Origin of the sequence: Nonomuraea mangrovi (genome assembly GCF_042681425.1) — a bacterium.
In the GTDB taxonomy this organism is placed as follows: Bacteria; Actinomycetota; Actinomycetes; order Streptosporangiales; family Streptosporangiaceae; genus Nonomuraea; species Nonomuraea mangrovi.
Genome location: NZ_JBHUFV010000033.1, coordinates 313,964 through 339,804 on the forward strand (window position 1 = coordinate 313,964; position 25,841 = coordinate 339,804).

Below are 25,841 nucleotides of genomic sequence, written 5' to 3' on the forward strand. Positions count from 1 at the left end.
ACTCCGGGTGACACGCCGGCGAAGATCAGGATCACGCCCGAGACCACGGCGTGGATTCCTCTGTTCGGGGCGAACTTCGCCACCGCCACACGCGGGTCTCACCTGTGCTGGATCGGTAGACGCTGCGCCTGCTCACCAGGCAGGATGCGCGCTGCCCGCTCTGCGGAGACCACCTGCTGACCGCCGACCAGCCACCCGAGTCACCCGATCAATGGACACGCTGGTGGCAGCACGTCGCTCGGCGCGCGATAGCAGCCGACTATCTCGTGTGTCGCCTACCGGAAGACGTGCACAGGCATGTACACGTAACCGTGCAAGCCTGGTTGCGCCGACGAGCGCCTGGTTGTGTGTGGTGGGCCGAGGCCACCCGCTGTTCGTGGCGCCGACAGGGGTGGCACTCGAGTCGAAACCTCGCCTGGAGGGTTGCCGGGCGCCGATCCGCGCAAAAGGCGGCTGCCCACCTTTGTGCGCCTTTCGCCAGGACGGGCATGAGTCGCTCGCCTACTCCGGTCCAGACGCGCTGGTCATGCCGGCCGCGGGCCGGCCCGGCCGACTCCACGGCGGCGGCTCGGCGAGGGCGCGCAGCGCTTCACGGGAGTTGCGCCCCGCCCCGGTTGAGACCTCGGCGCCGTCCTGATCGCGGGCGACGGCCACGACGAGGCCTTCCACGAAATCGTGAGAGAGGGCAATGGTGTGGCCGCCGACCAGCATCGCATCGGCGGCCGGATGGTCCGAGGGAGCGGCTCTGCCCAGCAAGACATGGGCCGCGACCAGGCCGGCGACCGGGGAGCGGTGGCGGCCCAGCAGCACGGGCTCCCCGTGCGGGTCGGCGACCTGGCGTACGAGGTCGCCGAGCTTGGACCGCGCCGTCGACACCGGCACGAGGGGCAGGCCGCTCCATACCCCGCCCACCTTCGACAGCGGCACCAGCCCGGCCCACTGCCAGCGCTCTCGGGTGATCATGACAGTGCTGCCATTCCTGGCCTCCTCCACGAGCGAGGCCCAGCGGGCGCGGGCGTCCTCGACGGAGTAGGGGACACCGAGCAGCGCCACGTGTTCGTCGTACGACAGCCGTTCCGTGTTGATCATCCGGAGATCGTAAGGCGCCTTACGGAATTTCTCAAGGCACATGACAAATATGGCGATGTGCGGCCGTGGCCGGTGCCGTCTACTCACCGCGGCGCCGGGCACACCGTCACCGCCCTCGCCCTCCCCCCGCACTGGACCACCGGCCGGGCGGATGCGGGACTCCTCCCTGACCTCGTCATGATCCGCCCAAGGTGATGGGCGCGGCCCTGGCGCTGTCACGGGACAACCGGGGTCTGCTGTCATCTCCGCGGGTCACGAGCCTATAATCGAACACATGTTTCAGGCTTCGTTGCTCGACTGCTTCTCCTCGGACGGTCCAGGACCGCTCGGGTCCACGGTCAGGCGCGTCGACCTGGGTCGCGGCGCCTGGATCGACCTCAGGCCCGGCTGGATCGGCGGCGCCGACGCCCTGCTCGACCGGCTGATCGCCGGAGTGCGCTGGCGCGCCGAGCGCCGACACATGTACGACCGGGTGGTCGACGTGCCCCGGCTGCTCGCCTTCTACGAGGAGGGCGAGCCGCTGCCCGAGCCGATGCTGGAGGAGGCCAGGGCGGCGCTCGACGAGCACTACGGCGCCGAGCTGGGCGAGCCGTTCGTCACGGCGGGCCTGTGCTTCTACCGCGACGGCCGCGACAGCGTGGCCTGGCACGGCGACACGATCGGCAGGGGGAGCACCGAGGACACCATGGTGGCCATCGTCTCGGTGGGCGCTCCCCGCGCCCTGATGCTGCGCCCCCGCGGCGGCGGAGGCGCGACGGTCCGGCACGAGCTGGGTCACGGCGACCTCATCGTCATGGGCGGCAGCTGCCAGCGCACCTGGGAACACGCGATCCCCAAGACGGCGCGTCCCGTCGGCCCCCGCGTCAGTATCCAGTTCAGGCCTCGCGGCGTCCGCTGACCACCGCCCCCGGCCGGAGCCGCCCACCGGGCCGATCAGTAGGCTCGGCCTGTGTCGCACTCTCTCGCCGACGGCTGGACCGGGCTGGTGGGGCCGTCTCACGCGGCCGGGGCCGTAGGGGCCGAGCTGCTCGCCAGGTGGGCCGAGCCGCACCGCAGGTACCACACCCCCGACCATCTGCGCGCGGTCCTCGCCGCGATCGACACGCTGGCGCCGGTGGCCGCCGACCTCGACGCGGTACGGCTGGCCGCGTGGTTCCACGACGCGGTCTACGAGGGCAGGGCGGGCTCGGACGAGGAGCGCAGCGCCCAGCTCGCCCTGTCCCGCCTGCCGAGGTGCGGCGTGCCGGGGGAGCGGGTCGCCGAGGTGGCCAGGCTCGTCCGCCTCACCGCCACCCACGACCCCGACTACACCGCGGCCGGGCCGGCGCAGGACGCGGGCGCGGCGTCAGGGCGGGACGCGGGCGCGGCGTCAGGGCGGACCGCGGGCGCGGCGTCAGGGCGGGACGCGGGCGCGATGTCAGGGCGGGACGCGAACGGCGCCGTGCTGTGCGACGCCGACCTGGCCGTGCTGGCGGGCGATGCCTACCCGGCCTACGCGAGTGCCGTCAGGCGGGAGTACGCCCACGTCCCCGACGAGCTGTTCAGGCAGGGCAGGGCGCAGGTGCTGCGGCGGCTGCTCGCCGCGCCGCGCCTGTACCGCACGGCGCTCGCCCACGAGCTGTGGGAGGGGAAGGCCCGCGCGAACATGGCCGCCGAGCTGGCGGCTCTCGAAAGCTGACCAGCGGCCCCGGTCAGCGGAGTTTGCGGCGGCGCAGTCCCGCGGCGATCAGGCGGGCGAGCAGTTCCCGCGAGGTGACGGGCTCGGCGCCCATGGAGACGGCGCGCGAGTGCACGGTCTCGGGCACGTCGTAGTGGTCCCGGTCGAACGCCCGTTCCGGCACTCCCAGCCGCAGCGCGAACGCGTGCAGTTCCTCCAGCGAGGTGTCGCTGACCAGGTGGGACCACAGCAAGCCTCGGGGGCCGGGCCAGTTGGGGGGATCGATCAGCACGGTCACGCCGACAAGCGTAGAACCATCGGGAACCATCCCATGAGGGGGCTCTCGGGGACGATCGGCATCAACCGATCGGTTGATGGGAGGCTCATCCGGATCCCTGATGGAGCGGGGCGCGCCGGACGGCAACCTGGAACCAGTCAAGCCGTTCCGACCTGGAGAAACGACACCATGAAGATCCGTACCCGCCTGGTCGCTGGAGCCGTCGCCGCCCTCGCTCTCACCAGTGGCGTCGCCACCGTCCAGGTCGCCCAGGCCGCCGCGGCCGGCCCGGCCGTCGTCGAGACCAAGGTGCTGTCCGCCGAAGCCGCCCTGAGGATCGCCGACGCGGTGCAGAAGGAGGCGGCCAAGCAGAAGCAGCGCGTGACGGTGGCGATCGTGGACCGCTCGGGCGCGACCCGCCTGATCCTCAAGGGCGACGGCGCCGGCCCGCAGACGGAGGAGTCGGCCAGGCGCAAGGCGTTCACCGCGGTCTCGTTCGGTCAGGCGACCAGCGCGCTGTCGAAGAACCAGGCGCTGGCGGCCATCCCCGGCACGCTGCTGCTGGCCGGTGGCATCCCCGTGGCCGTCGACGGCGCCCCGATCGCGGGCATCGGCGTCGGGGGCGCGCCCTCCGGCGACATCGACGAGGCCCTCGCGCAGGCCGGCCTGAAGGCCGTCCAGGGCCTCGGCTGACGGTCCCCAGGGGTGCGGGTCCCCGGCAGGGGGACCCGCACCTGTTCACTTCCGGCCGCTGCTCACCGCGTGGTACTGCAGGTCCTGCACGGCGAAGTCCTTCTTCACCTGCCAGGGCGAGGTGACCGTCACCGCGCCGACCGATGCCTTGTTCTCCCCGTACGCCAGGGGGAACGTCTTGGCCTGGAGCCCCGCCTGTCCCGCGTAGGTCTTCTGGGCGCCGCCGATGCTCGCCTTCACCGTCGCGTCGCGGGTGAGGAAGGAGAGCACCTCCACCGTGTCCCGCGGCGTGCTCGTACCAGGGCGCGGGGCCATGAATCTGGTCTGCGTGCCCGACGTCGGCCTGGCCGCCGCGAACTGCGTGCGATGCGTCAGGTAGAGCGTGTCGCGGACGATGGCCGGCGCCTTGCCGGTCTTGAGCCAGGTCAGGTAGTAGGACGAGATGTCCAAATAGGCGCCGCCGTTGTGCACGCTGGGCGCGAACTGGGTGCCCTCGGAGAAGTCGTTCCAGGTGGTCAGCTGGATCCAGTCCGCGTCTTCCGAGATGGCCTTCTCCCAGGTGAGGCGGAGGTTCTCGGTGTTGTTGGCCTCGTCGTAGATGCTCTGGTTGGGCCGCTCGTCCTGGACGGACACCGGCTGCATCCAGATCTTGTCCATGCCGTGCGCCTTGGCGACGTTCGAGGCGATGCCGCTCTGGCCCGCCGGGCTGCGGTTGCCCCAGTTGGAGAAGCCGTAGCTGATCGGCGCGAAGGCCGCGGCGTTCGACGGGAAGTTCAGGAAGACGGGGACGAAGGCGACCGTGATGCCGTGCGTGTCCTTCATGATCTTCATGAAGTTCTGCCACCACGCGGCCGACTGCCCCTCCGCCTTGAACGGGGAGATCACCAGGCGCTTGTCGGCCAGGCGGTAGACGGACTTGGAGGCGGCGAGCTTGGCCATGGAGGCGGCCAGCGTGGCCGCGTCGGTCTTCAGCGAGGTCATGTCGGGCATCAGGACGATCTTGAAGCCCGGGTCCACCGCCTCAGCCGCCTTGATCAGCACCTGGAGGCGATCCCAGTGGGCGCTGGTGAGCGACAGGACGTCCACGGTGAAGCCGTCGAGACCGGCCGCTGCGGCGGTCTGGATCTCCTTCTTCATGTCCGCGAGCTGCCAGTCGCCTGACAGCACGCCCCTCGGCACGGGACGGTCCCTGAGCAGGCCGCCGTAGGCGGCGTGCTTGCCGTTCTCGCCGGTCGGGGTGAGGTAGTGCTTGGTGTAGTAGTCGTCGGCGCCCGCCTTGTTGTTCAGCGAGAGCGGATACGGCGTGAAGTAGTGCGCGAAGACCTTGCGCTCCGAGCCCCGCAGCGCCGCGAGGGACGGCATGGCGAACGGCAGCGGGCCGCTGGGCGTGGCCGCCTGCGTGTCGTAGCTGATCGACAGCTTGGGGCCCTGGCCCGCCGTGGCGCGCGAGGAGTGGAGCACGCCGTGGGCGCCTGACGGGGAGGTCAGCGCGAAGTCGTAGGCGCCGTTGCCGGTGAAGGCGGAGGACACGTCCAGCTTCGCCGTGCCGCCGGCGGTCAGACCCTTGTGGGTGGTGATCACCGCACCCACGGCGGGACGGTTGTCGAAGGTGAGCGTGTCGGCGGTCCACTCGCCGGTGACCGGCCGCACCTCGAGGGTGGTGTCGGTGGTCCTGACGGACTGCACGTCCAGGGTCATCTTGACGTTGACGGCGTTGTCCGGGACGTCCTTGACGGTGAAACGCATGTAGGCACCGCGCTCGGAGGCGTTCGCGCCGTCGCAGGGGGTGGTGCAGACCGACAGCCAGGTGACGGTGTGGTGCGTCTTGCCCGGTCCGGCCTGGCTGACGTAGCTGTCCTCCTCGGACGCGAACGTGACGGTCTTCTCCGCGGCCGCCGCGACGGTCGGGGAGATCATCGTGGCGGTGCCTGCCAGGGTGACCAATAACAGGGTCATCGCGCGTATGCGCATGCTTATCGTGCCCTCCATGTAACGATATGTCCTGACATATCGCATGACAACGGGCATGATCATAGAGCCATGGGCCCCTCCCCACGCTGACGATTACATATAATGATCGATTACATCTGCTGATCGATGCGTCTCTCAGAGCAGGCGAAACGACGGAGGGAACAGCTCGTCCGCCGGCCTGCCCAGGTGGTCGCGCAGCGAGTACGCCGCCTTCATCTCCTCGAAGTACGCCTGGGCGCGCGCCCTGAACGCCGCCTCGTCAACGCCGGGGATCACACCGTCCCGCATGACGATCCGCCCGTCGATCACCACCGTCGACACGTCCGCCCCCGAGCAGTTCATCAGCAGCGTCCTGATCGGATCGTCGACGGGCCCGGTCCGCGGTCCCGACAGGTCGACGACCAGCAGGTCCGCCTTCGCGCCCGGCGCGAGCCTGCCCAGGTCCTCGCGGCCCAGCGCCCTGGCCCCGTTCAGCGTCGCCGCCCGGTAGTAGTCGGCCGCCGACCCCGCCTCCAGCCGCCCCGTGACCAGCTTGGCCAGGTTGTTGCCGTAGTCCATGTTGCGGATCATGTCGGGCGGGAAGGAGTCGGTGCCCAGCGCCACGTTCACCCCCGCCGCCCGGTAGCGGTCGAAGTCGCGCAGCGCGTCGCCGTACCTCACCATGGTCAGCGGGCAGTGCACGATGCCCGCCAGCGACGCCAGCCGGTCGGGCGAGCCCTCGAACGGCGTGCCGGGCGAGCCCAGGTAGAGCGCGTGCGGGACGAGCAGGCGCGGGCCGAGCAGCCCCACCTCGTCCAGCACGTCGAGTGGGTGCCTGCCGTACCACTCCTCGAGCAGCCGCAGCTCCGTCAACCCCTGCATGCAGTGCAGCCGCACCAGGCAGTCGAGCTCCTCGGCGGCCCGCGCGGTGGCCCGCATCAGATCGAGGGTGACGGTCTCGATCCTGCACGGCAGCAGCGCGCCGCGCAGCCGCCCGCCGTAGGCCCCGTCGAAGTCGCGCACGAACCTGACCGCGTCGGCCAGCCCCTTCTCGCCCAGGGCCGGCTCCCAGTGGACGTCCCGTGTGCCGGCGGCCTGGACGGGCACGCCGGACCGGTAGCTGGGCCCCAGGTACATGCGCAGCCCGAGCCGTCCGGCGATCTCGGCGACGCCGGCGAACTCCTCGTAGGACTCGGCCCACGCGCTGTGGGTCTCGGCGGCGATCGGCATCGCGGTGGTGATGCCGTTGCGGATGAGCTGCGTGAGCGCGTACTCGCGCATGAACAGCGTCTCCCCCAGGGGGAAGACCGCCGTCCTGCGGGTGGTGGCGTAGTCGAGGGACCAGTTCAGCCCGTCGGAGGCGGCATGCCACGTGTCGATGATCGCGTGGTCGATGTCGGACAGCGCGTCGAGGTCGATGAAACCGGGTCCGACGATCGCCTCGCCCGCGTCGATCACCTCGTCCACGGGTCCCTCGTAGGCCGCGCCGACATGGACGATCGAGTCGCCCGCGTAGACGACGCAGCCGTCACGGTGGATGACGTGGTCGGCGCCGTCGAAACCGATGACGTACGACGCCTTGACGAGTGTGGTGCTCACTGTTCTCTGTTTCTCCTGGTCGGCTTCCAGCCGGGACGGGGGACGGCGGCCAGCAGGGCCCTGGTGTAGTCCTCGCGCGGGTCGCGCAGCAGGTCGGCGGTGGGGCCGCGCTCCACGACCTCGCCCTTGTGCATCACGATGGCCGTGTCGCTGATCTGGTTGACGACGGCCAGGTCGTGCGAGATGAAGACGTAGCTGATCCGGCCGCGCTCGCGGATGTCGGCGAGCAGGTTGAGGATCTGGGCCTGGATGGACACGTCGAGCGCCGCGACGGCCTCGTCCAGCACCAGCACGCGGGGCTCGACGGCGATCGCGCGGGCGATGGCCACGCGCTGCCGCTGCCCGCCGGACAGCTGCCTGGGCAGCATGGCGGCGTGCCGTTCGGCGAGGCCGACCGACTCCAGCAGCTCCGTCGTGCGCCTGCGCAGCTCGGCAGGGGTGAGCGTGAAGTGCAGCGACAGGCTGGTGGCGATGACGTCGCCGACGCGCTGCAGCTTGTCCAGCGAGGAGTAGGGATCCTGGAAGACGATCTGGATCTCCCTGGCCCGCCTGCGCCGCTCCTTCGAGGCCACGCGCCCGGCCGGGCGCGGCCGCCCGCAGACGGTGATCGTCCCGCTCGTGGGCGTCTCCAGGCCGAGCAGCATCCTGGCTACCGTGGTCTTGCCGGATCCCGACTCGCCCACGATGGCCAGCGACTGACCCTCCTCGACGGTGAACGACACCTCCTGGACGGCGACCGCCTCGCCGTACACCTTGCGCAGCCCCTCGGCCTGTACCACTGTCATGGGCCCTCCTTCGCCGGTCTCATGACCAAGGTGCTGTGACTGCTGATGACCTCGACGAGCCCGGTCATGGCTCTCCCTGAAGGGTCAGCTCGGCGGCGCGGACGCAGGCGACCGTGCCGTCGAAGGGCGGCCGTGCCTCGCCGCACGAGGGCATGGCGTGCGCGCAGCGGGGCGCGAAGGCGCAGCCGGGATCGGCCTCGAAGGCGGCCACGGGCCGTCCTGGGATCACGGGCAGCCGGTGCGCGACCTCCTCCAGGCTGGGGCGCGAGAGGAGCAGCCCGCTGGTGTAGGGGTGCAGGGGGGCGGCGGTCAGCTCGTGCGAGGGCCTGGCCTCCACGATCCTTCCCGCGTACATGACCGCGAGCCTGTCGCAGGTCGCCGCCGCCAACTCCAGATCGTGCGTGATCAGCAGCATCGCCATGCCGCGCTCGCGGCGCAGGTCGTCCAGGATCGCCATGACCTCCGACTGCGTCGTCACGTCGAGGGCGGTCGTCGGCTCGTCGGCGAGGATCAGGTCCGGCTCCACCGCCAGCACCGAGGCGATCATCACCCGCTGCAGCAGGCCGCCCGACAGCTCGTGCGGGTACTGCCGCAGCCGCCGCGCCCCGTCGCCGATCCCCACCTCGGCGAGCAGCCGTACCGCACGCGCGACCGCCTCCCGGGCGGGGACGCCCAGATTGGTCACCATCGCCTCGGTCAGGAAGTCGCCCACGCTGCGCACCGGATTGATGTGCGCCCGGGGATCCTGGAAGATCATCGCGATCCGCCTGGCCCGCAGCTCGCGCAGCGCCCTGCCGGACGGCACGGCGACACCCTCGAACAGGATCCTCCCGCTGAGCCTGGCGCCGGGCGGCGTGAGCCCGATGACCGCGCGGGCGGTCATCGACTTGCCCGAGCCCGACTCGCCTACCAGGCCGACGGCCTCGCCGCGGCCGATCGTCAGGTCGACCTCCTCCACCAGGGTCTTCCACTCGCGCCCCGCGGGAACGGCCAGCGCCAGCCTCTCGATCGACAGCAGGCTCATCGCCGCCTCCCCAGCCGGTCGCCCAGCACGTTCACCGCGGCCACGACCAGCGCGATCATCACGCCCGCCGCGACCGCCTCCAGCGGCTGGCCGCGTTGCGCGCTGTCCAGCCCGCTCTTGACCATGAGCCCCCAGTCGGCGGTGGGCGGCTGCACGCCCAGCCCGAGGAAGGAGACCGCGGCCACGTCGATCACCGCGAAGCCCAGCGCCGACACCGACTGCGCCACGATGATCGGCCGCAGGTTCGGCAGCAGGTGGCGGGTGCAGATGGCGAAGGCCGACCGGCCCTGCACCCACGCCGCCGCCACGTACGGCAGGTTTCGCTCGCGCAGCGCCGCCGAGCGCACCACCCTGGCGACATAGGGCGTGTACGCCACGGCCAGACCGGTCACCACACCCGGGATGCCGGGGCCGAGGACGGCCACCGTGACCAGGGCGAAGACGATGCCGGGCACCGCGAACAGGATGTCGAGCAGCCGCGAGATCACCGCGTCGACCCTGCCACCCGCCCACGCGGCGGCGATCGCCAGCGTGGTCCCCGCGACGGTGGAGACGCAGATGATCAGGACGGGGCCGATGAGCGTGGTCCGCGCGCCGTACATGAGCCTGGACAGCACGTCACGACCGAGCGCGTCGGCGCCCAGCGGGTGCGCCGCCGTGCCGCCGCTGAGCGCGTTCATCAGGTCGGGGAAGTCGGGATCGTAGGGCGCCAGCAGCGGCGCCAGCAGGGTCACCGCCGCCACGGCGGCCAGCAGGACGGCGGACGCCGTACCCAGGCCGCCCAGGCGGGTCACCGCGAAAGGCGCGGATCGAGAGCTGAGTAGCACAGGTCCACCAGGAGGTTGATCAGGACGAAGGCGGTCACGAGCACGAGCACCACCGCCTGGACGATGGCGAAGTCGCGCTGCAGGATCGCCCGGACGAACAGCGAGCCGAGCCCGTCGAGGGCGAAGATGTTCTCGACCACGACCGAGCCGGCGATCAGGCCCGCGATGTTGAGCCCCGTCACCGTCACGACGGGGATCGAGGCGTTGCGCAGCACGTGCCGCCTGACGACGTGCCGCTCGGCGAAGCCGCGGGCCCGGGCCGTCTCGACGTGCTCGCGGCCCAGCTCCTCCTGCACGGAGGCGCGGGTGATGCGGGCGAGGAAGGCGGCGCTGGCCAGGCTCAGCGTGATCGCGGGCAGCGTCAGATGGTAGAGACGGTCGGGCAGGCCCTCACCCGCCCCGAAGACGGGGAACCAGCCGAGCCCGAGCGCGAAGACGATCACCAGCAGCACGCCGACGACGAACGGCGGCGTGGCCAGCAGGACGGAGGAGACGACGCCGATGACGCCCTCGACCCTGCCGCCCCGCAGGCCCGCCAGCAGGCCCATCGCGACGCCTCCCATGGAGATCAGCACGGTCGCGTAGACCACCAGCAGCGCGGTGGTCGCCACCCGCGAGCCGATGAGCGCGGAGACGTCCTGCCGGTAGACGAGCGAGCTGCCGAAGTCGCCGGTCACCGCGTCGCGCAGCCACGACACGTAACGCACGAGGAAAGGGTCGTCCAGGTGGTACTGCGCCCTGATCGCGGCGACCTGCTCGGGCGTGCCGCTCCTGTTGCCGAGCAGGAAGGCCATCGGGCCGCCCGGCACCAGGTACAGCAGGCCGTACACGAGGAAGGAGGCGACCAGCAGGACCACGGCGAGTCCTGCCAGCCGCTTCAACGCGAACCTCACTTGGCCCCCAGGCCGGCGGCCCACGGGTAGTACAGGTAGGGGAAGGACGGAACGGCGCCCGTGACCCTGTTGTTCATGTAGAGGATCACCGGCAGGTTGTTCAACGGCATCCACGCCACGTCACGGGTGACCTTGTCCTGGATGGCGGTGACCAGCGCGGCGCGGGCCGCCGGGTCGTACTCGGCCCTGGCCTTCTTGATGTCGGCGTCCACGGCGGGGTAGTCGTTGAAGTTCGTCCTGCCGCCGGCCAGGAACACCGTGTAGATGTCGAGCGGGTCGGGCACGTTGCCGTACCAGGTGGAGAAGAACGCGTCGATGCCCTCACGCGCCTTCGGGTCGCTGTAGAGGTTGCCGTACTGCTCGACCGGGATGACCTTGATCTCGATCTTCAGGCCGAGCGCCTCACCCGTGGCCTTGATCAGGTTGGCGGTCTGCTCGTGCGTGGCCGCGCTGCCCTGGATGCCGATCGTGATCGGCTGGGTCGGCGAGCCGGCCTCGGTCAGCAGCTGCTTGGCCTTGGCCAGGTCCTGCGTCTCCGGCGGCAACGCGTCGTAGGCCTGCTTGAAGGCGGCCTGCTCGTAGCCCCAGTACTCGGCGCCCGCGAGCGTGCGCTGGGGGGCGGCGGTGCCCTGGAAGACGACCTTGGAGATGGCCGCCCTGTCGAGTGCGAGCGAGAGCGCCTGGCGGACCTTCGGATCGGCGTAGGGGCCCGACTTGGCGGCGCTGAGCAGCGTCCAGAACGTCAGCGACTTGCCCAGCGTGACCGACCCGGTCGTGGAGCCGCGCAACTGGGCCAGCCCCGCGGGCGGCAGGTAGAAGTACTGGCCGTCCACCTCGCCGGAGCGCAGCGCGTTGACCGCGGTCGTCTCGTCGGCGATGAACCGGAACACCAGCTCCTTGGACTTCGCGGCGAGCGCCGGGTCCCAGTAGGAGTCGTTGCGGGCCAGCGTGAGCGAGTCACCCGACTTCCACCCCTTGAACGTGAAGGGCCCGGTGCACATGACGCCGGTGGTCGGCGAGCCCAGGTCCTTCTTGCCCGCGTACTCCTCCGACACGATGGCGCCCGCCGCCGTGGCCATGGCCTGGTTGAACAGCACGTCGGGCTGCTTCAGGGTCACCGTGACCTGCATCGGCCCGGTCGCCTCGATCGTGTCGACGGTGTGGAAGTAGTCACCCCACCAGGTGCCGAGCGCCGGGTCCAGATGCCTGTTCAGGCTGGCGGCCACGTCCTTGGCGGTCAGCTCCTTGCCGTCCCAGAACTTCACGCCCTTCCTGATCGTGTAGACCCAGGTCGTCGGCGTCGGGTTGTCCGCCTTCTCCGCCAGGCCCGGCTCGACCCGGAAGTCGGGGGTGAGCCGCAGCAGGCTCTCGCACATGTTGGCCAGCGCGGTGTTCTCCGCGTAGTTGAACGACCTGATCGGGTCGACGGTCTGCGGCTCGTACGGCAGGTTCCACGTCACCTTGTCCAGGCCCTTGGCCGCCGCGGTGGTCGAGGTCTTCAGGTCGAGCGCCGCAGGCGTGTCCTGCGCAGGCGCCTGCGCCTGCTGCTGGGGCGCGCCGCCGCAGGCGGCGAGGGCAAGGGCGAGCCCTGCGAGGGGTACGGCACGACGGATCATCGAAGGGACCTTTCGAGGAGGCGTCCGTCCTGGGCGATCACGACCCCGCCACGGACGACGAACAGGGGGACGGGCCGGTCCACGACGACCTCGGAGACCGAGCCGCCCTGTACCAGCACGAAGTCGGCGGGGTCGCCGACCTGGAGTTCGACCCGCTCCAGACCGAGCAGCGCGGCGCCCCCGTGCGCCGCGACCGCGTAACAAGCGGCCAGCTCGTCGTCGGTGCGGGCGTCGGTGCGATACGCGAGCAGGTGCGCCCGCGCGATCATGTCGCCGTCGCCGAACGGCGTCCAGGGGTCGCGGACCCCGTCGGACCCCGCGGCCAGCAGCACGCCCGCCCTGGTCAGCGGGCCGACGGGCAGGACGGGATCCGCGCCGAGCGCGCAGGTGGCCAGCGCCACCCCGCTGCGCGCGAGCAGGTCGTCCATGGCCCTGCTCTCGGCGGTGCCCTCGCCCAGGCAGAAGGCGTGGCTGATGGTGACGGAGTGCCCGCCGGCGCGGCGGGCGATCTCCTTCACCTGGGCCATGCCCTGCTCGCCGCCGTCGTGCAGATGGATGTCGATCGGCGCGCCGGTCCGCTCGGCGATGCCGAACAGCACGTCCAGGTGGCCGTCCAGGTCGCCGTCGATGCCGATGGGGTCCAGGCCGCCGATGACGTCGGCGCCCTCGGCGAGGGAACGCTCCATCAGGTCGGCGGTGCCCGGCCTGGTCAGCAGGCCCAGTTGGGGGAAGGCGACGATCTGGACGTCGAGCAGGTCCTTGCGGGCCTGCGCGGCCTCGCGCACGCCGTGCACGTTGGCCAGGCCGTACACGGGGGCCACGTCCACGTGGGCGCGCCAGGCCCGCGTGCCGCGGGCGACGGCGGCGTCCATCAGCGCCCCCGCCCGCTCGGCCACCGACGCTGACATCTCGGCGCGCGCCCGCACGTCGCCCTCGATCAGATCCATGAGCGTCTCGGCGTGGGCACGGCTCAGCCACGGCTGGCCCCACGTCGTCTTGTCAGGGTGGATGTGCGCGTCGACGGGGGAGGGAAGCGCGAGCGCGCCCTTCCCGTCGACGGTCACGGTGTTCTCCCGCGCGGTGGCGGGGTCGGCGATGCGGCCGTCGACGACCAGCAGGTCATGGGGACGGATGTTGGTGAACAGCACGGAGCTCATGGGAGGTGATCCCCTTACTCTGAGGAGAACTCCGCACTAGAGTTATCAGACATCAGATGTTTAGAGAAGAGGACTGATGCGGAACGTGGGCCGGATCTCGCTCGTCGACGCCGCGATCGCCGAACTGCGCCAGGAGATAGTGAGCGGGGCGTGGCCGGTCGGCAGCAAGATCCCGTCGGAGAGCCAGCTGGCCGCCTCCCTCGGCGTGAGCAGGCTGTCGGTGCGCGAGGCCGTACGGGTGCTCGTCCACGCGGGACTGCTGACCACCAGGCAGGGTGACGGCACCTACGTGACGGCCAGCGACGAGTCACAGGTGGCCCTGAGGCGTCGGCTTGACAGGGCGGCGGCGATGGACATCATCGACGTACGGCGCGGCCTCGACCTGGTGGCGGCACGGCTGGCGGCCGTCAAACGGACGGACGAGGACCTCGCCCTGATGAAGGAGGCGCTGGCCCGCAGGGTCGAGGCCGGCCGTTCGGTCGACGTGGACGCCTTCGCCGACGCCGATGTGGACTTCCACCTGCTGGTCGCCCAGGCCGCGCACAACCCGGTGCTGGGCGACCTGTACCGCAGCATGAGCGACGCCCTGCGCGACAGCGTGCGGAGCGACCACTGCATGGAAAGGGCGGTGCTGGAATCGGACACCTCGCACGACGAACTGCTTGCGGCCATCGAGGCGGGGGACGCCTCGACGGCGGTGTCCGTGGCGCTCGCCATCCTCGACCAGCAGCAGAGCGACCTGTAGGGCCATGTGCCCCCGGACCTCACGGCGGCGGCTCGGAACTCCCGACACGTGATCTGCCGGCGTGTCCGCGTCCTGGCCGGTGACCTCCGTCCGGACCGGCCGAGTCGCCGCGCAGCGCCTGCCGGAGGCGAGGAAGCGACGTCGCGCTCGCCGGCGTCTCCGGGCGCCCTCCGGCCGGGCGCCACTCAGGGATGGCGTCAGCGCGCGGCCGCGGCCGGTCCGGGATCGATCTGCCGGTGGGGCACCCTCGGGGGTGGCGTCAAGGCGCGGCCGCCGCTCGGTCGAGGTCGATGATCCTGGCTGTTGCGGTGGCCGTGGCGATGATCGCCTCATCGGCATCGAGGAGCGAGGCCTCCAGGTGGGCCACGTCTCCATCGCGGTGGACCACGCGACCCCTGCCGAAGATCCGGCCGGGACGGACCGGCCGCAGGAAGCTCGCCTTGAGCTCCAGGGTGGACTGGAACTGGTCGGGCCGCAGCGTGGCGAGGAGCGCGGGCCCCACCGTGTCGTAGAGCATCGCCGCGAGGAAGGCCCCCAGGACGTTGCCCGAAGGATTGGTGAAGTCGTCGGTCGCGGTGAACGCCAGCTCGATCGTGCCGTTCTCGACGTCCGCGTCGAGGAACTCCAACCCCAGTGTGGCCGCGGCACGAGGCAGCGGTGACCGCCCCTCCACCGCGTCCCAGAACGGCCCGGATCGCCCGCTCATCTCTCCTCCTCCGCGCTCGTTGTCCCGGTACCCGGTGGGCCGGAACCGGACCGCCCACGCGCCCGACCGTCCGGTCTGCGCGGGGCCCGACCTGGAACCTGCCGCTCAGGCTCGACGCCCCGCGCCTGAGATCTACCCGATGCGCGACCTGAGCCACTCCAACGCCGCGACGGCGGAGTCGAGGATCGAGATGTGGCCGTCCTCCGGGGACAGCCGCAGCTCGGCCGACGGGCAGTGGCGCGCGAGCCAGCGGCCGTGCGAGCTGGGCACGACCCGGTCCAGGTCACCGTGCGACAACAGGACCGGCGCGGCCACCTGGGCCGGGTCGAAGCCCCACGGGGCGACGAAGGCGAGGTCGTCGTCTATCAGCCCGCCCGTGCCCGCCTCCACGGCCGGGCCGACGACCTCACCGAACCAGGACCATCCACCGGCGAGGGCGGCGTGATCCGCCGGGGAGAACATGTCCGGGTCGTACGCGGCGGACGCCTCGTACGTCTCCTTCGAGGCGCGTCCCTCGACGGCGGCGCGCAGGGACGCCACGCCCGAGGCCGACATGCCCGCGAACCAGTCGAGCCCGTCGGCGCCGAACGGCGCGAGCCCGGCCACGCCGACCACGCCCAGAACCCGCCCGGGTAGCAGCGCGCCGCACGCGAGGGCATGCGGCGCGCCACCGGAGTGGCCCATCACCGCGAAGCGATCAATGCCGAGGGCGTCGGCGACGGCGGAGACGCAAGCGGCCGCCGACGCCACGTCCCGGCCCCGGTCGGGGGTCGATCCACCGTACCCGGGCCGGTCGTACGACACCCAGCGGATGCCGAGCCGGTCGGCGGCCGGGAAGAGCGGCTTGGGCGGCGCGCCGATGTTCGGCGTGCCATGGTGCCAGAAGACGGCGAGACGGTCGCGGCCGCCATCCGCGCCCGTGTCGTAGACGTGCAGCGTACGGCCGTCGCCCACGCCCAGATCAAGCTCCGTCACCATGAGCCGAGCCTATCGACGACGACCGGACGGTGCCGGTTCATCCCGGGCAGGCGCGAGCCGACCCGGGCGGAGCGCGCCAAGGGCCCAGGCGCTCGGCGTCAGGGGAGGAGTCTGTCCAACGCCTTCCCGATGCGCTTCTCGGAGATCGGGGTGGGGGTGCCGAGGGTCTGGGCGAAGAAGCTGACCCGCAGCTCCTCGATCATCCACCGGATCTCCACGACGTCAGGGTCCGTCCGCCGCGCCGGTGGCAGCTTGTCGAGAACGTCGAGGTAGTCGTCCTCGACCTTGTGCACCTTGTCCATCCACTCGACGTCGCGCCACGGCTCCTCGGGGAGCTTGGCCAGTCGCCGGTCGATCGCCCTGATGTAGCGGGAGACGTCGGAGAGCCGCGCCGAGCCCGTGGCCGTGATGAAGCCGGGGTGGACGAGCTTGCCGAGCTGCTCGCGCACGTCCTCCGTCGACGCGGACGATCGCAGCGCCCCCAGCTTGAGGTTGACGTCGTGCCAGGCGGCCAGGATCTGCTCGACCTTCGACAGGATCCGCGCCGACGTGTCGTACAGCTCTGCCCGCACGTGCTGGTAGAGCCGGTCGAAGGAGACCGGGTCCCACGCGGGTCCGCCGACGTCGCGCGTCAGCTCGTCGACGGCCGCGTTGACCACGTCGTCGAACAGGGCCACCGCCCCGCCGTGCGGCGAGCGTGACAGGGACAGTTTCGCCTGGTTGGACAGGCCACCGAGCAGCGACTTGGCGGGCGAGGTGACGTTCAGCAGCAGCAGCCGCCTGGTGCCGAGCCACATGGACCTGCGCTGCTCGGCCTGCGTCTCGAAGATCTTCACGGAGACCGACGAGCCCGCGTCGACCAGCGCGGGGTAGCCCTTCATGCGCCCCTGCTCGAAGACCTTCGGCAGCGTCCCGATGCTCCAGGTGGTCAGCCCACTGCGCTCGAGGTCGTCACCCGCCGCCGACAGCGTCTGCCGCAACTTGGGAGCCAGGCGTTTCTTCAGCGCGTCGAGGTCCTTGTCCTCGGCGATGGTCCGCTTGCGCTCGTCGATCACCCGGTAGGTGACGCGCAGGTGGTCGGGCAGCTGGTCGAGCTGCCACGCCTCGCGCGGCACCCGCACACCCGTCAGCCGCAGCAGCTCCCGCTCCAGAGCCTCCAGCAGCGGCTCGCCTGCGGCCTTGACATGCTGGAGCACCTGCTTGGCGTAGTTGGGCGCGGGCACGAAGTTGCGCCTGACGTTCTTCGGCAGCGACCTGATCAGCGCGGTGACGAGCTCCTCGCGCAGACCGGGGATCTGCCAGTCGAAGCCGTCGGCGCTGACCTGGTTCAGCACCTGGAGCGGGACGTGCACGGTGACGCCGTCGGCCTCGGTGCCCGGCTCGAACTGGTAGGTCAGCTTCATGCGCTGGCCGAGCTGCCGCCAGGTGTCGGGGTAGTCGCGGGCGCTGACGTCCGCGCCCTCGTTGACCAGCATCTCGGGGGAGAACGTCAGCAGCGCCTTGTCCTGCTGCTTCTTCCACCAGGCGTCGAAGTGCCTGGCGGAGACCACGTCGGCGGGCACCCGATGGTCGTAGAAGTCGAACAGCGCCTCGTCGTCGACCATGATGTCGCGGCGGCGGGCGCGGTTCTCCAGCTCTTCGACCTCCTCCAGGAGCCGCCTGTTCTCGCGCAGGAAGGCGTGGTGGGTGTCCCAGTCGCCCTCGACGAGCGCGTGCCTGATGAACAGCTCGCGCGACAGCTCGGGGTCGATCTTGCCGTAACCGATCTTGCGGCCGACGACGAGCGGCACGCCGTACAGCGTGACCTTCTCCAGGGCGACGACGGCGCCCTGCTTCTTCTCCCAGTGCGGCTCGGAGTAGGTGCGCTTGACCAGGTGCTGGGCCAGCGGCTCGACCCAGTCGGGTTCGATCTTGGCGTTGACGCGCGCCCACAGCCTGCTGGTCTCCACCAGCTCGGCCGACATCACCCACGCCGGCTGTTTCCTGGCCAGCGCCGATCCGGGGAAGATCGCGAAGCGCGCGTTGCGCGCCCCGATGTACTCCTGGATGGGCCTGCGCCCGTCACCGGACTTCTTGTCCATGACGTCCTTGACACCCAGGTGCGACAGCAGCCCGACGAGCAACGAGACGTGGATCTGGTACGGCGAGGCGTCCTGGCTGTTGGGGTGGGCGCCGAGCGCCTGACGCAGCTGGCTGTAGATGTCCTGCCATTCGCGCACCCGCAGGTAGTTGAGGAACTCCGCCTTGCACAGCCGCCTGAACGCGCTGGAGGACAGCTCCTTCTGCTTCTCCTTCAGGTGGTTCCACAGGTTGAGGTAGGACAGGAAGTCGGATTCGGGGTCGGCGAAACGGCGGTGCTTCTCGTCGGCCTGCTGCTGCTTGTCGGAGGGCCGCTCGCGCGGGTCCTGGATGGACAGCGCGGAGGCGATCACCATCACCTCGCGCACGCAGCCGTTCTTCTCCGCCTCCAGCACCATGCGCGCCAGGCGCGGGTCGACCGGCAGGGCGGCGAGCTTGCGCCCCATCGCGGTCAGCCCGCCCGCGGCGTCGAAGGCGCCCAGCTCCTGCAGCAGGTTGACGCCGTCGCGCACCTGCCGCTGGTCGGGCGGCTCGACGAAGGGGAAGGCCGCGATGTCACCGAGCCCGATCGTCGTCATCTGCAGGATGACGCTGGCCAGGTTCGTGCGCAGGATCTCGGGGTCGGTGAACTCGGACCTGGCGAGGAAGTCCTCCTCCTCGTACAGGCGGATGCACACTCCGTCGGAGGTACGGCCGCAGCGGCCCTTTCGCTGGTTGGCCGAGGCCTGCGAGATCGCCTCGATCGGCAGGCGCTGCACCTTGGTGCGGTGGCTGTAGCGGGAGATGCGCGCGAAGCCGGGGTCGACGACGTACTTGATGCCGGGGACGGTCAGCGACGTCTCGGCCACGTTGGTGGCCAGCACGATCCTGCGGCCGGTGTGCGACTGGAACACCCTGTGCTGCTCGGCGGCCGACAGCCGCGCGTACAGCGGCAGGATCTCGGTGTTGCGGAACTCGGCCTTGGACAGCGCGTCGAAGGCGTCGCGGATCTCCCGCTCGCCCGACAGGAACACCAGGATGTCGCCCTGCCCCTCGACCACCAGCTCCTTGCAGGCGTCGACGATGCCCTGCGTCTGGTCGTCGTCCTCGGACAGCGGCCGGTAGCGCACCTCGACCGGGTAGGTCCGCCCGGACACCTCGATGATCGGCGCGTCGTCGAAGTGGCGGGAGAAGCGCTCGGGGTCGATCGTGGCGCTGGTGATGATGACCTTGAGGTCGGGTCGCCTGGGCAGCAGCTGCTTGACATAGCCGAGGATGAAGTCGATGTTGAGGCTGCGCTCGTGGGCCTCGTCGATGATCAGCGTGTCGTACTGCTCCAGCAGCCGGTCGTTCTGCAACTCGGCCAGCAGGATGCCGTCGGTCATCAGCTTGACCAGCGTGGAGTCGCTCGCCTTGTCGGTGAAGCGCACCTTGTAGCCGACGACGTCGCCGAGCGTGGTGTCGAGCTCCTCGGCGATGCGCTCGGCCACCGTGCGGGCGGCGATCCTGCGCGGCTGGGTGTGGCCGATGACGCCGCGCACCCCGCGGCCCAGCTCCAGGCAGATCTTCGGGATCTGGGTGGTCTTGCCGGAGCCCGTCTCACCGGCGATGATCACGACCTGGTTGTCGCGGATCGCCTCCAGGATGTCGTCCTTGCGCTGCGAGACGGGGAGGTTCTCCGGGTACCGGACGGCGGGCACCACCTCGCGGCGGCGGGTCACGCGCTGTTCGGCGCGTTCGACGTCGGCGAGGATCTCCGCGGCGATCTTCTGTTGCGCTTCGCGGGAGCGCACGCGGCGCGCGCCGTCGAGCCTGCGCCGAAGTCGCCGCTGGTCGCGCGGCATCAACGAGGGCAGGCGTGACTGGAGATCGGTGAGCGAGGAGATCAAGGAAGGCGTTCCCATACTGCTATCAGGATATGCATGCGGATCAACCGCTCATCGTGCCCGACTCATTCCCTGGCCCGCATCCCAATTACCGGGAGGGGCCGCTCACCCGGAGGAGGCCAGCAGGGCGGCGCCGATGATGCCGGCCTCGTTCTGCAGCGCGGCGGGCACCACGGGGGTGTCGATCTTCACGTGCGGCAGGAACTTGTCGGCCTTCTTGCTCACCCCGCCGCCCAGAATGATCAGGGAGGGGGAGAACAGCATCTCCACGTGCTTGAGGTAGTCCTCGACGCGCTCGGCCCACTTCTCCCACGACAGGTCGTGGTCCTCGCGCGCCTTGTCCGAGGCCCGGCGCTCGGCGTCCTTCCCGTGCAGCTCCAGGTGGCCGAGCTCGGTGTTGGGCACCAGCTTGCCTTCGGTGAACAGCGCGCTGCCGATGCCGGTGCCGAAGGTCAGCATGAGCAGGACGCCCTCGCGGTCGCGGCCCTCGCCGTAGGCCATCTCGGCGATGCCCGCCGCGTCGGCGTCGTTGACCACCCGCGCCCCGCCGAACAGCTTGCTCGCGTCGACGCCCACCCATGAGTGGTGCACGTTGGCCGCGGTCCGCACGACGCCGTTGACGACCACGCCGGGGAAGGTGACGCCGACGGGACCGTCCCACGAGAAGTGCTCGACGATCTGCGACACCACCTCGGCCACGCCTTCGGGCTTGGCCGGCTGCGGCGTCGGGATGCGCAGCCGCTCGGCGGTCAGCCTGCCCTCCTTCACGTCCACCGGGGCGCCCTTGATGCCGGAGCCGCCGATGTCGATGCCGAGAACGTCCATGTCCCTGACCCTGCCCCCGAAAAGTCGTGATGAACCCGCCGCAATCCTCCCACGTATCTCGCGTCACAAGCGCACATACCAAGGAGGCAGGATGCGGCCACGCATCGTCATACTCTGCGCAGCGGCGCTGATCCTCGGCACCACCACCCCGGCGTCGGCCGGTCTCGTCTCGAGTCAGACCAGGAGCAGGTTCGACGTCGTCAACCTGGTGTCCGACATCAGGGGCAGGGCGCAGGTCACCGATCCCAAGCTGGTCAACCCGTGGGGGCTGGCCATGGGCAAGACCCTGTGGGTCTCGGCCACCGGCACCGGCGTCGCCACCGTCTACTCCGGCGCGGGCAAGAAGGAGGCCACCGAGGTCAACGTGCCGGGTGGCGCCCCCACCGGGCAGGTCTTCAACCCCACCGACGGCTTCACCGTGAAGGGAAAACCGGCCACGTTCATCTTCTCCAGCCCCAGCGGCGCCATCACCGGGTGGAACGCCGAAGCCGATCCCAAGAACGCCGTCATCGGCGCCTTCACCCGCGGCGCCGACTACAAGGGCCTGGCCATGATGAAGACGGAGGAGGGCGCGTTCCTGCTGGCCGCCGACTTCGCGGGCGGCCGCGTCCACGTCTTCGACGACGACTTCAGTCGCGTACGGCTGGCCCACCGCCAGTTCCGCGACCCGTTCCTGCCTGAGGGGTACTCCCCGTTCAACGTCTCGGTGGCGCGCGGCTCGGTCTGGGTCTCCTACGCGCTGCGCGACGCCCAGACCGGCAAGTCCGTCGCGGGCAGAGGCAAGGGCTTCGTCAGCCGCTTCGACGCCTCGGGCCGCTTCACCGGGCGGCTGGCCGCACGCGGCCCGCTCAACGCCCCGTGGGCCGTGACCGTCGCGCCGCGCGGCTTCGGGCAGTACGCGGGCGCGATCCTGGTCGGCAACTTCGGCGACGGCTGGATCCACGCCTTCAGGAACGGCCGCCATCTCGGCCCGCTGCGCGACGGGAACGGCCGCGCGATCGTGCTGCCGGGCCTGTGGGACCTGGAGCCGGGCACGGCCGCCACCGGGGGCGAGAACGCGCTCTGGTTCGCCGCCGGGATCGAGGGCGCCCAGCACGGCCTGCTCGGCCTGATCCGCCCCGCGGGCGCCCGCGCACCCCAGTCGGCGCCGTCGTCGACGCCGTCCACGTCGAACCCCGTCCCGTCGCCCGCCGCCTCCACCCCTGGTTCGGGATACGGCTACTGACGCACCGCCTCCGCCGTCCCGCAGACCGCCCCCGCGCACCGGCTCTCAGGGGTGCCGGTCCCCCCGCGGCGGGCGCGGTCGGGGAGGGGCGCTGTTGACCGTCCGGTACGGCCGGCGCGGGCCGTACCGGACGCCCGCCGTTCAGCGCAGGCCGCTCATCCAGGTCTTGACACGCCGCGCTCCGGTCACCTCGGCGGTCGTGATCGACATCATGGAGATAAAGTGCGCTCGTGAGCGAGGGAAACTTCAGCGAGTGGCTGCGCGCGCAGTGCGAGCCCACATGGACCGAGGTCGTCACCCACCCGTTCGCGGCGGCGATCAGCACGGGCGAGGCGGCCGCCGACGACATGCGGCGCTACCTCATCCAGGACTTCCAGTTCGTCGACACCTTCACCGCGCTGCTCGGCGCGGCGGTGGCGTGCGCCGACAGCTTCGACGCCCGCGTGCCGTACGGGCAGTTCCTCGGGCAGGTCGCCACCACCGAGGAGAAGACCTACTTCCACCGGGCGCTCGAGGCTCTCGGCGCGGACGCGGGACCGGCCGTGCTCGAACCGGTCACCGAGGACTTCCGCACACTGATGGACGAGGCCAGGACCAGCCAGGACTACCCGCTGATCGTGGCGGTGCTGTGCGTGGCGGAGTGGACCTACCTGGGCTGGGCCTCGCGCGCGGCCCAGCCGTACCCCGACGATTTCGTGTACAGGGAATGGATCGAACTGCACGAGGGGCCGGCGTTCAGGCAGTGGGTGGCGTTCCTTCGGGGCGAGCTCGACCGGCTCGGCCCCGCCCTCGGGGAGGACGGCAGGCAAGAGGTGCTGAGCGTCTTCCGCAGGGCCGTCGAACTGGAGAAGCACTTCTTCGACATGGCCGCCGGCTGAGCCGGCGGCCATGCGCCGTCCGATCGCAACCGATGCCCCCACACACAGCCCAGGCTGAGGAGGAGACCCCATGACCCCGTCCAAGGACTCGGGTAACGACGGCCCGCAGACGGTTCGCCAGCTCCGCCTGGTCGTCGAGGCGGAGGACTACGAGGCCGCCCTCGCCTTCTACCGGGACGCGCTGGGCCTGCCCGAGCAGGCCGCCTTCTCCGGCGGGGACGGCGCCCGTGTGGTGATCCTCGACGCGGGGCGGGCCACGCTGGAGATCGCGAACCCCGCGCAGAAGCGGATGATCGACGATGTCGAGGTGGGCCGCCAGGTGGCGCCCAAGATCCGGGTCGCGTTCGAGGTCGACGACGCCCGGGCCACCACCGAGCGGCTGCTCTCGGCCGGTGCCGACGAGGTCGCGCCCCCCACCGTCACGCCGTGGCAGTCGCTGAACGCGCGATTCGACGCGCCCGCGGGACTCCACATCTCGGTGTTCGAGGAACTGCGCGCCCTCGAGGAGCGCGAGTCGCTCGACGGCTTCGGGACCGAGGACCGTTCGTAGCGGTCGCTCGGCCCAGCGGCCGACCTGGTTCAGCGGCCGACCTGGTTCAGTGGCCGGCCCGGTTCAGTGGCCGAGCGCCTCGGCCAGGTCGGCCGCCGCCGTGAAGTGCACGCCGATCATGCCGAGCGCGCGGGCGGCCTCGACGTTCTCCAGCCGGTCGTCGACGAACAGGCAGCGCTCGGGCGAGACGCCCGCCACCTCGGCGGCCAGCTCGTAGATGCGCCGGTCGGGCTTGGCCAGGCCGACCCTGGCGCTGCTGACCACGGCGTCGGCGAAGTGGGTCAGGCCGAGCAGGTCGAGGTGCGCCTCCAAGGTGTCCATGGCGTTGGTCAGCAGGACCACGGGCACCCGCTCCTGCGCCTTGGCCAGCAGGGCCCTGACCTTCTCGTCCACCCAGAACGGCACCTGCGCGAACTCGGCCGCGGCCTGCCTGGCCCGCTCGTCGCCGCCGAGAGCCTCGGCGATCGACTCGACCCACTGCGCCTCGGTGATCCGGCCGAGCGTGGCGGGCAGGATGCGCTCGGGTGCGAAGGCCGTCTTCATCAGCGGCAGGCCGTAGCGGGCCTCGATGTCGGCCTGCGCGGCGTGGTCGAACTGGCGCAGGACGCCGTCGAGGTCGCTGAGAACAGCGTCGTAGGAGGAGGTCACAACCATCCATTGTGCCGGGCCAGCCTCGCCGCCTCGATCCTGTTCCTGGTGTGCGTCTTGCCGATGGCCGACGACAGGTGGTTGCGCACCGTGCTCTCCGACAGGTGCAGCCTGACGGCCAGGTCGGCGATCGTGGACCCGTCGAGCGCGGCCGACAGCACCTCGCGCTCCCTGTCGGTGAGGGGGTTGTGACCCGCGTGCAGGGCCGCGGCGGCGAGCGCGGGATCGACGACCCGCTCGCCGGCCACGGCTCTCCTGATCGCCCCGGCCAGCTCCTCGACGGGCGCGTCCTTCACCAGGAACCCCGCCGCGCCCGCCTCCATGGCTCTGCGCAGGTAGCCCGGCCTGCCGAACGTCGTCAGGATCAGCACCACGATCCCCGCCCTGTGCAGGTCGGCGGCGGCGTCGAGGCCGCTGCGCCCCGGCAGCTCGATGTCGAGCAGCGCCACGTCGGGCCGCACCGCCGTCGCGGAGGCGACGATCTCGTCGCCGTCGGCGACCTGGGCGACCACCTCCAGGTCGTCCTCCATGCCCAGCAGCAGGGCGAGCGCGTCGCGCATCATGCCCTGGTCCTCGGCGATCAACACCCTGATCACGCCGGGACCGCCACCCTGAGCGTGAACCTGCCGCCCTCGGCGGCCGCGTCGACCTCGGCGCCCCGCTCGGCCAGCCCCTTCAGCCCGTTGCCGCGGACGAACGAGGCGCCCGCCCCGTCGTTCACGATCTCCAGTACCACCCTGTCACCCTCGTCCCTCACCGAGATGACGCACCTCGTCGCCCTCGCGTGCCTGATGACGTTCGTCACCCCTTCCCTGACCGCCCAGCCGAGCAGCACGTCCGCGTCGGGCGGCGGCCGTACCTCCGACGGCGCGACCTCGGCTCGCACGCCCGCCTCCTCCAGCGCCAGGCGGGCGGCCGCCAGCTCGTCGGCCATGCCGCGCCCCCTGTACCCCGCCACGGCCGCGCGGACCTCGCTCAGCGCCCTGCGCCCGATCTCCTCGATGTCGGCGGCCTGCGCCGCTGCGGCGCCCGCGTCGCGCGGGGCCAGCCTGCGCACCGCCTCGGCCTTGACCACCACGAGCGACAGCGTGTGTCCCAGCAGGTCGTGCAGGTCGCGGGAGAAGCGCTCGCGCTCCCGCGAGACCGCGGCCCTGGCCAGTTCCTCCCTGGCCTCCGACAGCCTCATGGTGAGGTGCACGACGACGCCCGCTATGAACGTGCCCCACGCTACGGCCGCGACCCCGTCCTCGCCGCCGCCCGCCCGCAGCGTCACCAGCATCGAGGCGACCGTGATGGCGGCCAGCGCGTACGGCAGCGCCCGCCCCCGCACCACGATCCCGCACGCGATCGACACGAGCGGCAGCAGGTAGAGCCACTTGCCGCCGTAGGCCAGGCCCGTCGAGAGCGCCGCCACGGCCAGAAGGACCAGCAACGGCCACGACGCCAGCCTGATCGACAGCAGGTAGGCCGCGACCACGACGGCGAGGCCCAGCGCACCGCCCCACGTCGGCGCGCGGGCCAGCTCGTACGCCGGGAAGTAGGCCACCGCCACCCAGACGTAGAAAGGGCGCATCCTCACCTCCAGTACCGCCGGACGGTGCTCGCCGAAACGCCGGGCCCGGCGGCGCCCGTCCAGTATCCAGCCATCCGGCCGGGAACGGCCGCGCGCCCCACCAGCGGGAACGCGGGAGCGAGCAGGATCCTCACCCCTCCAGGGTCGCGGATCGCCCGCATCAGCCGAAGATTCATCGATCCCGTGTTCATCAGGACGAAAG

General features: G+C 71.1%; 25 protein-coding genes. 7 read left to right on the forward strand and 18 right to left on the reverse strand.

The window, feature by feature from the left end; all coding sequences use genetic code 11:
* Positions 1–501 precede the first annotated feature (501 nt).
* Positions 502–1,089 (reverse strand): type II toxin-antitoxin system Phd/YefM family antitoxin, encoded by a 588-nt coding sequence (locus ACFSKW_RS19865; RefSeq protein WP_379573756.1) that lies wholly within the window; start codon positions 1,087–1,089, stop codon positions 502–504.
* A gap of 274 nt (positions 1,090–1,363) precedes the next feature.
* Between ACFSKW_RS19865 and ACFSKW_RS19870 the strand changes: the two genes are divergently transcribed.
* Both ACFSKW_RS19870 and ACFSKW_RS19875 read left to right on the forward strand, forming a co-directional pair.
* A complete protein-coding gene (locus ACFSKW_RS19870) occupies positions 1,364–1,987 on the forward strand; it encodes an alpha-ketoglutarate-dependent dioxygenase AlkB (RefSeq protein WP_379573757.1) in 624 nt (207 codons plus the stop codon).
* Between the two features lie 51 nt (positions 1,988–2,038).
* Positions 2,039–2,767, forward strand: coding sequence for an HD domain-containing protein (locus tag ACFSKW_RS19875; RefSeq protein ID WP_379573758.1), 729 nt, complete (start codon positions 2,039–2,041; stop codon positions 2,765–2,767).
* A gap of 13 nt (positions 2,768–2,780) precedes the next feature.
* Here the strand turns inward: ACFSKW_RS19875 and ACFSKW_RS19880 are convergent, their stop codons facing one another.
* On the reverse strand, positions 2,781–3,044 hold the full coding sequence (locus ACFSKW_RS19880; protein WP_379573759.1) for a DUF4031 domain-containing protein: 264 nt from the start codon (positions 3,042–3,044) through the stop codon (positions 2,781–2,783).
* Between the two features lie 168 nt (positions 3,045–3,212).
* Here ACFSKW_RS19880 and ACFSKW_RS19885 point away from each other — a divergent pair, with 168 nt between their 5' ends.
* The gene (locus tag ACFSKW_RS19885) at positions 3,213–3,716 is read left to right on the forward strand and encodes a GlcG/HbpS family heme-binding protein (RefSeq protein ID WP_379573760.1); all 504 of its coding nucleotides are present in this window, start codon (positions 3,213–3,215) and stop codon (positions 3,714–3,716) included.
* Positions 3,717–3,761: 45 nt separating this feature from the next.
* Here the strand turns inward: ACFSKW_RS19885 and ACFSKW_RS19890 are convergent, their stop codons facing one another.
* The 8 genes from ACFSKW_RS19890 to ACFSKW_RS19925 all read right to left on the reverse strand — a co-directional run bounded on the left by ACFSKW_RS19890 (position 3,762) and on the right by ACFSKW_RS19925 (position 13,567).
* On the reverse strand, positions 3,762–5,672 hold the full coding sequence (locus ACFSKW_RS19890) for a glycoside hydrolase family 71 protein (protein WP_379573761.1): 1,911 nt from the start codon (positions 5,670–5,672) through the stop codon (positions 3,762–3,764).
* Between the two features lie 150 nt (positions 5,673–5,822).
* On the reverse strand, positions 5,823–7,265 hold the full coding sequence (locus ACFSKW_RS19895; protein ID WP_379573762.1) for an amidohydrolase family protein: 1,443 nt from the start codon (positions 7,263–7,265) through the stop codon (positions 5,823–5,825).
* Positions 7,262–8,050, reverse strand: a complete 789-nt coding sequence (locus ACFSKW_RS19900) for an ABC transporter ATP-binding protein (RefSeq protein ID WP_379573763.1) — start codon at positions 8,048–8,050, stop codon at positions 7,262–7,264. Before ACFSKW_RS19900 ends, ACFSKW_RS19895 begins: the two co-directional genes overlap by 4 nt.
* A gap of 64 nt (positions 8,051–8,114) precedes the next feature.
* Positions 8,115–9,074, reverse strand: a complete 960-nt coding sequence (locus ACFSKW_RS19905; RefSeq protein ID WP_379573764.1) for an ABC transporter ATP-binding protein — start codon at positions 9,072–9,074, stop codon at positions 8,115–8,117.
* The gene (locus tag ACFSKW_RS19910) at positions 9,071–9,868 is read right to left on the reverse strand and encodes an ABC transporter permease (RefSeq protein WP_379573765.1); all 798 of its coding nucleotides are present in this window, start codon (positions 9,866–9,868) and stop codon (positions 9,071–9,073) included. The genes ACFSKW_RS19905 and ACFSKW_RS19910 overlap by 4 nt, the downstream gene beginning before the upstream one ends.
* Positions 9,865–10,794: an ABC transporter permease gene (locus ACFSKW_RS19915; RefSeq protein ID WP_379573766.1), complete on the reverse strand. Its 930-nt coding sequence runs from the start codon at positions 10,792–10,794 to the stop codon at positions 9,865–9,867. The genes ACFSKW_RS19910 and ACFSKW_RS19915 overlap by 4 nt, the downstream gene beginning before the upstream one ends.
* Positions 10,791–12,410: an ABC transporter substrate-binding protein gene (locus ACFSKW_RS19920; RefSeq protein ID WP_379573767.1), complete on the reverse strand. Its 1,620-nt coding sequence runs from the start codon at positions 12,408–12,410 to the stop codon at positions 10,791–10,793. The genes ACFSKW_RS19915 and ACFSKW_RS19920 overlap by 4 nt, the downstream gene beginning before the upstream one ends.
* Positions 12,407–13,567 (reverse strand): amidohydrolase, encoded by a 1,161-nt coding sequence (locus ACFSKW_RS19925; RefSeq protein WP_379573768.1) that lies wholly within the window; start codon positions 13,565–13,567, stop codon positions 12,407–12,409. Before ACFSKW_RS19925 ends, ACFSKW_RS19920 begins: the two co-directional genes overlap by 4 nt.
* A gap of 76 nt (positions 13,568–13,643) precedes the next feature.
* On the opposite strand from ACFSKW_RS19925, the gene ACFSKW_RS19930 reads away from it, so the two are divergent.
* Positions 13,644–14,312 carry a FadR/GntR family transcriptional regulator gene (locus ACFSKW_RS19930; protein WP_379573769.1) on the forward strand — a complete coding sequence of 223 codons (669 nt, stop codon included), beginning with the start codon at positions 13,644–13,646 and terminating at the stop codon, positions 14,310–14,312.
* 259 nt (positions 14,313–14,571) lie between these two features.
* Here ACFSKW_RS19930 and ACFSKW_RS19935 read toward each other — a convergent pair whose 3' ends face one another.
* The 4 genes from ACFSKW_RS19935 to ppgK all read right to left on the reverse strand — a co-directional run bounded on the left by ACFSKW_RS19935 (position 14,572) and on the right by ppgK (position 20,765).
* Positions 14,572–15,018 carry a PaaI family thioesterase gene (locus tag ACFSKW_RS19935; protein WP_379573770.1) on the reverse strand — a complete coding sequence of 149 codons (447 nt, stop codon included), beginning with the start codon at positions 15,016–15,018 and terminating at the stop codon, positions 14,572–14,574.
* Between the two features lie 132 nt (positions 15,019–15,150).
* A complete protein-coding gene (locus ACFSKW_RS19940; RefSeq protein ID WP_379573771.1) occupies positions 15,151–15,996 on the reverse strand; it encodes an alpha/beta fold hydrolase in 846 nt (281 codons plus the stop codon).
* Between the two features lie 98 nt (positions 15,997–16,094).
* Complete coding sequence (gene hrpA, locus ACFSKW_RS19945; protein WP_379573772.1) at positions 16,095–19,958, reverse strand: ATP-dependent RNA helicase HrpA; 3,864 nt, start codon at positions 19,956–19,958, stop codon at positions 16,095–16,097.
* 87 nt (positions 19,959–20,045) lie between these two features.
* Positions 20,046–20,765 carry a polyphosphate--glucose phosphotransferase gene (ppgK, locus tag ACFSKW_RS19950; RefSeq protein ID WP_379573773.1) on the reverse strand — a complete coding sequence of 240 codons (720 nt, stop codon included), beginning with the start codon at positions 20,763–20,765 and terminating at the stop codon, positions 20,046–20,048.
* Positions 20,766–20,856: 91 nt separating this feature from the next.
* Here ppgK and ACFSKW_RS19955 point away from each other — a divergent pair, with 91 nt between their 5' ends.
* From ACFSKW_RS19955 to ACFSKW_RS19965, 3 genes are all read left to right on the forward strand, one after another.
* Positions 20,857–21,990, forward strand: coding sequence for a TIGR03118 family protein (locus tag ACFSKW_RS19955; protein WP_379573774.1), 1,134 nt, complete (start codon positions 20,857–20,859; stop codon positions 21,988–21,990).
* Between the two features lie 230 nt (positions 21,991–22,220).
* Positions 22,221–22,868, forward strand: a complete 648-nt coding sequence (locus ACFSKW_RS19960) for a TenA family protein (protein WP_379573775.1) — start codon at positions 22,221–22,223, stop codon at positions 22,866–22,868.
* 70 nt (positions 22,869–22,938) lie between these two features.
* Positions 22,939–23,418: a VOC family protein gene (locus tag ACFSKW_RS19965; RefSeq protein WP_379573776.1), complete on the forward strand. Its 480-nt coding sequence runs from the start codon at positions 22,939–22,941 to the stop codon at positions 23,416–23,418.
* Positions 23,419–23,481: 63 nt separating this feature from the next.
* On the opposite strand, the gene ACFSKW_RS19970 is transcribed toward ACFSKW_RS19965, so the two are convergent.
* From ACFSKW_RS19970 to ACFSKW_RS19985, 4 genes are read right to left on the reverse strand one after another with little or no spacing between them, the layout of a single operon-like run.
* Complete coding sequence (locus tag ACFSKW_RS19970; RefSeq protein ID WP_379573777.1) at positions 23,482–24,066, reverse strand: HAD-IA family hydrolase; 585 nt, start codon at positions 24,064–24,066, stop codon at positions 23,482–23,484.
* Entirely contained in the window at positions 24,063–24,662 is a 600-nt protein-coding gene (locus tag ACFSKW_RS19975) for a response regulator transcription factor (protein WP_379573778.1), read from the reverse strand. Before ACFSKW_RS19975 ends, ACFSKW_RS19970 begins: the two co-directional genes overlap by 4 nt.
* Positions 24,659–25,639 (reverse strand): sensor histidine kinase, encoded by a 981-nt coding sequence (locus ACFSKW_RS19980; RefSeq protein WP_379573779.1) that lies wholly within the window; start codon positions 25,637–25,639, stop codon positions 24,659–24,661. The genes ACFSKW_RS19975 and ACFSKW_RS19980 overlap by 4 nt, the downstream gene beginning before the upstream one ends.
* Before the next feature lie 2 nt (positions 25,640–25,641).
* Positions 25,642–25,815: a hypothetical protein gene (locus ACFSKW_RS19985; RefSeq protein ID WP_379573780.1), complete on the reverse strand. Its 174-nt coding sequence runs from the start codon at positions 25,813–25,815 to the stop codon at positions 25,642–25,644.
* Positions 25,816–25,841 lie beyond the last annotated feature (26 nt).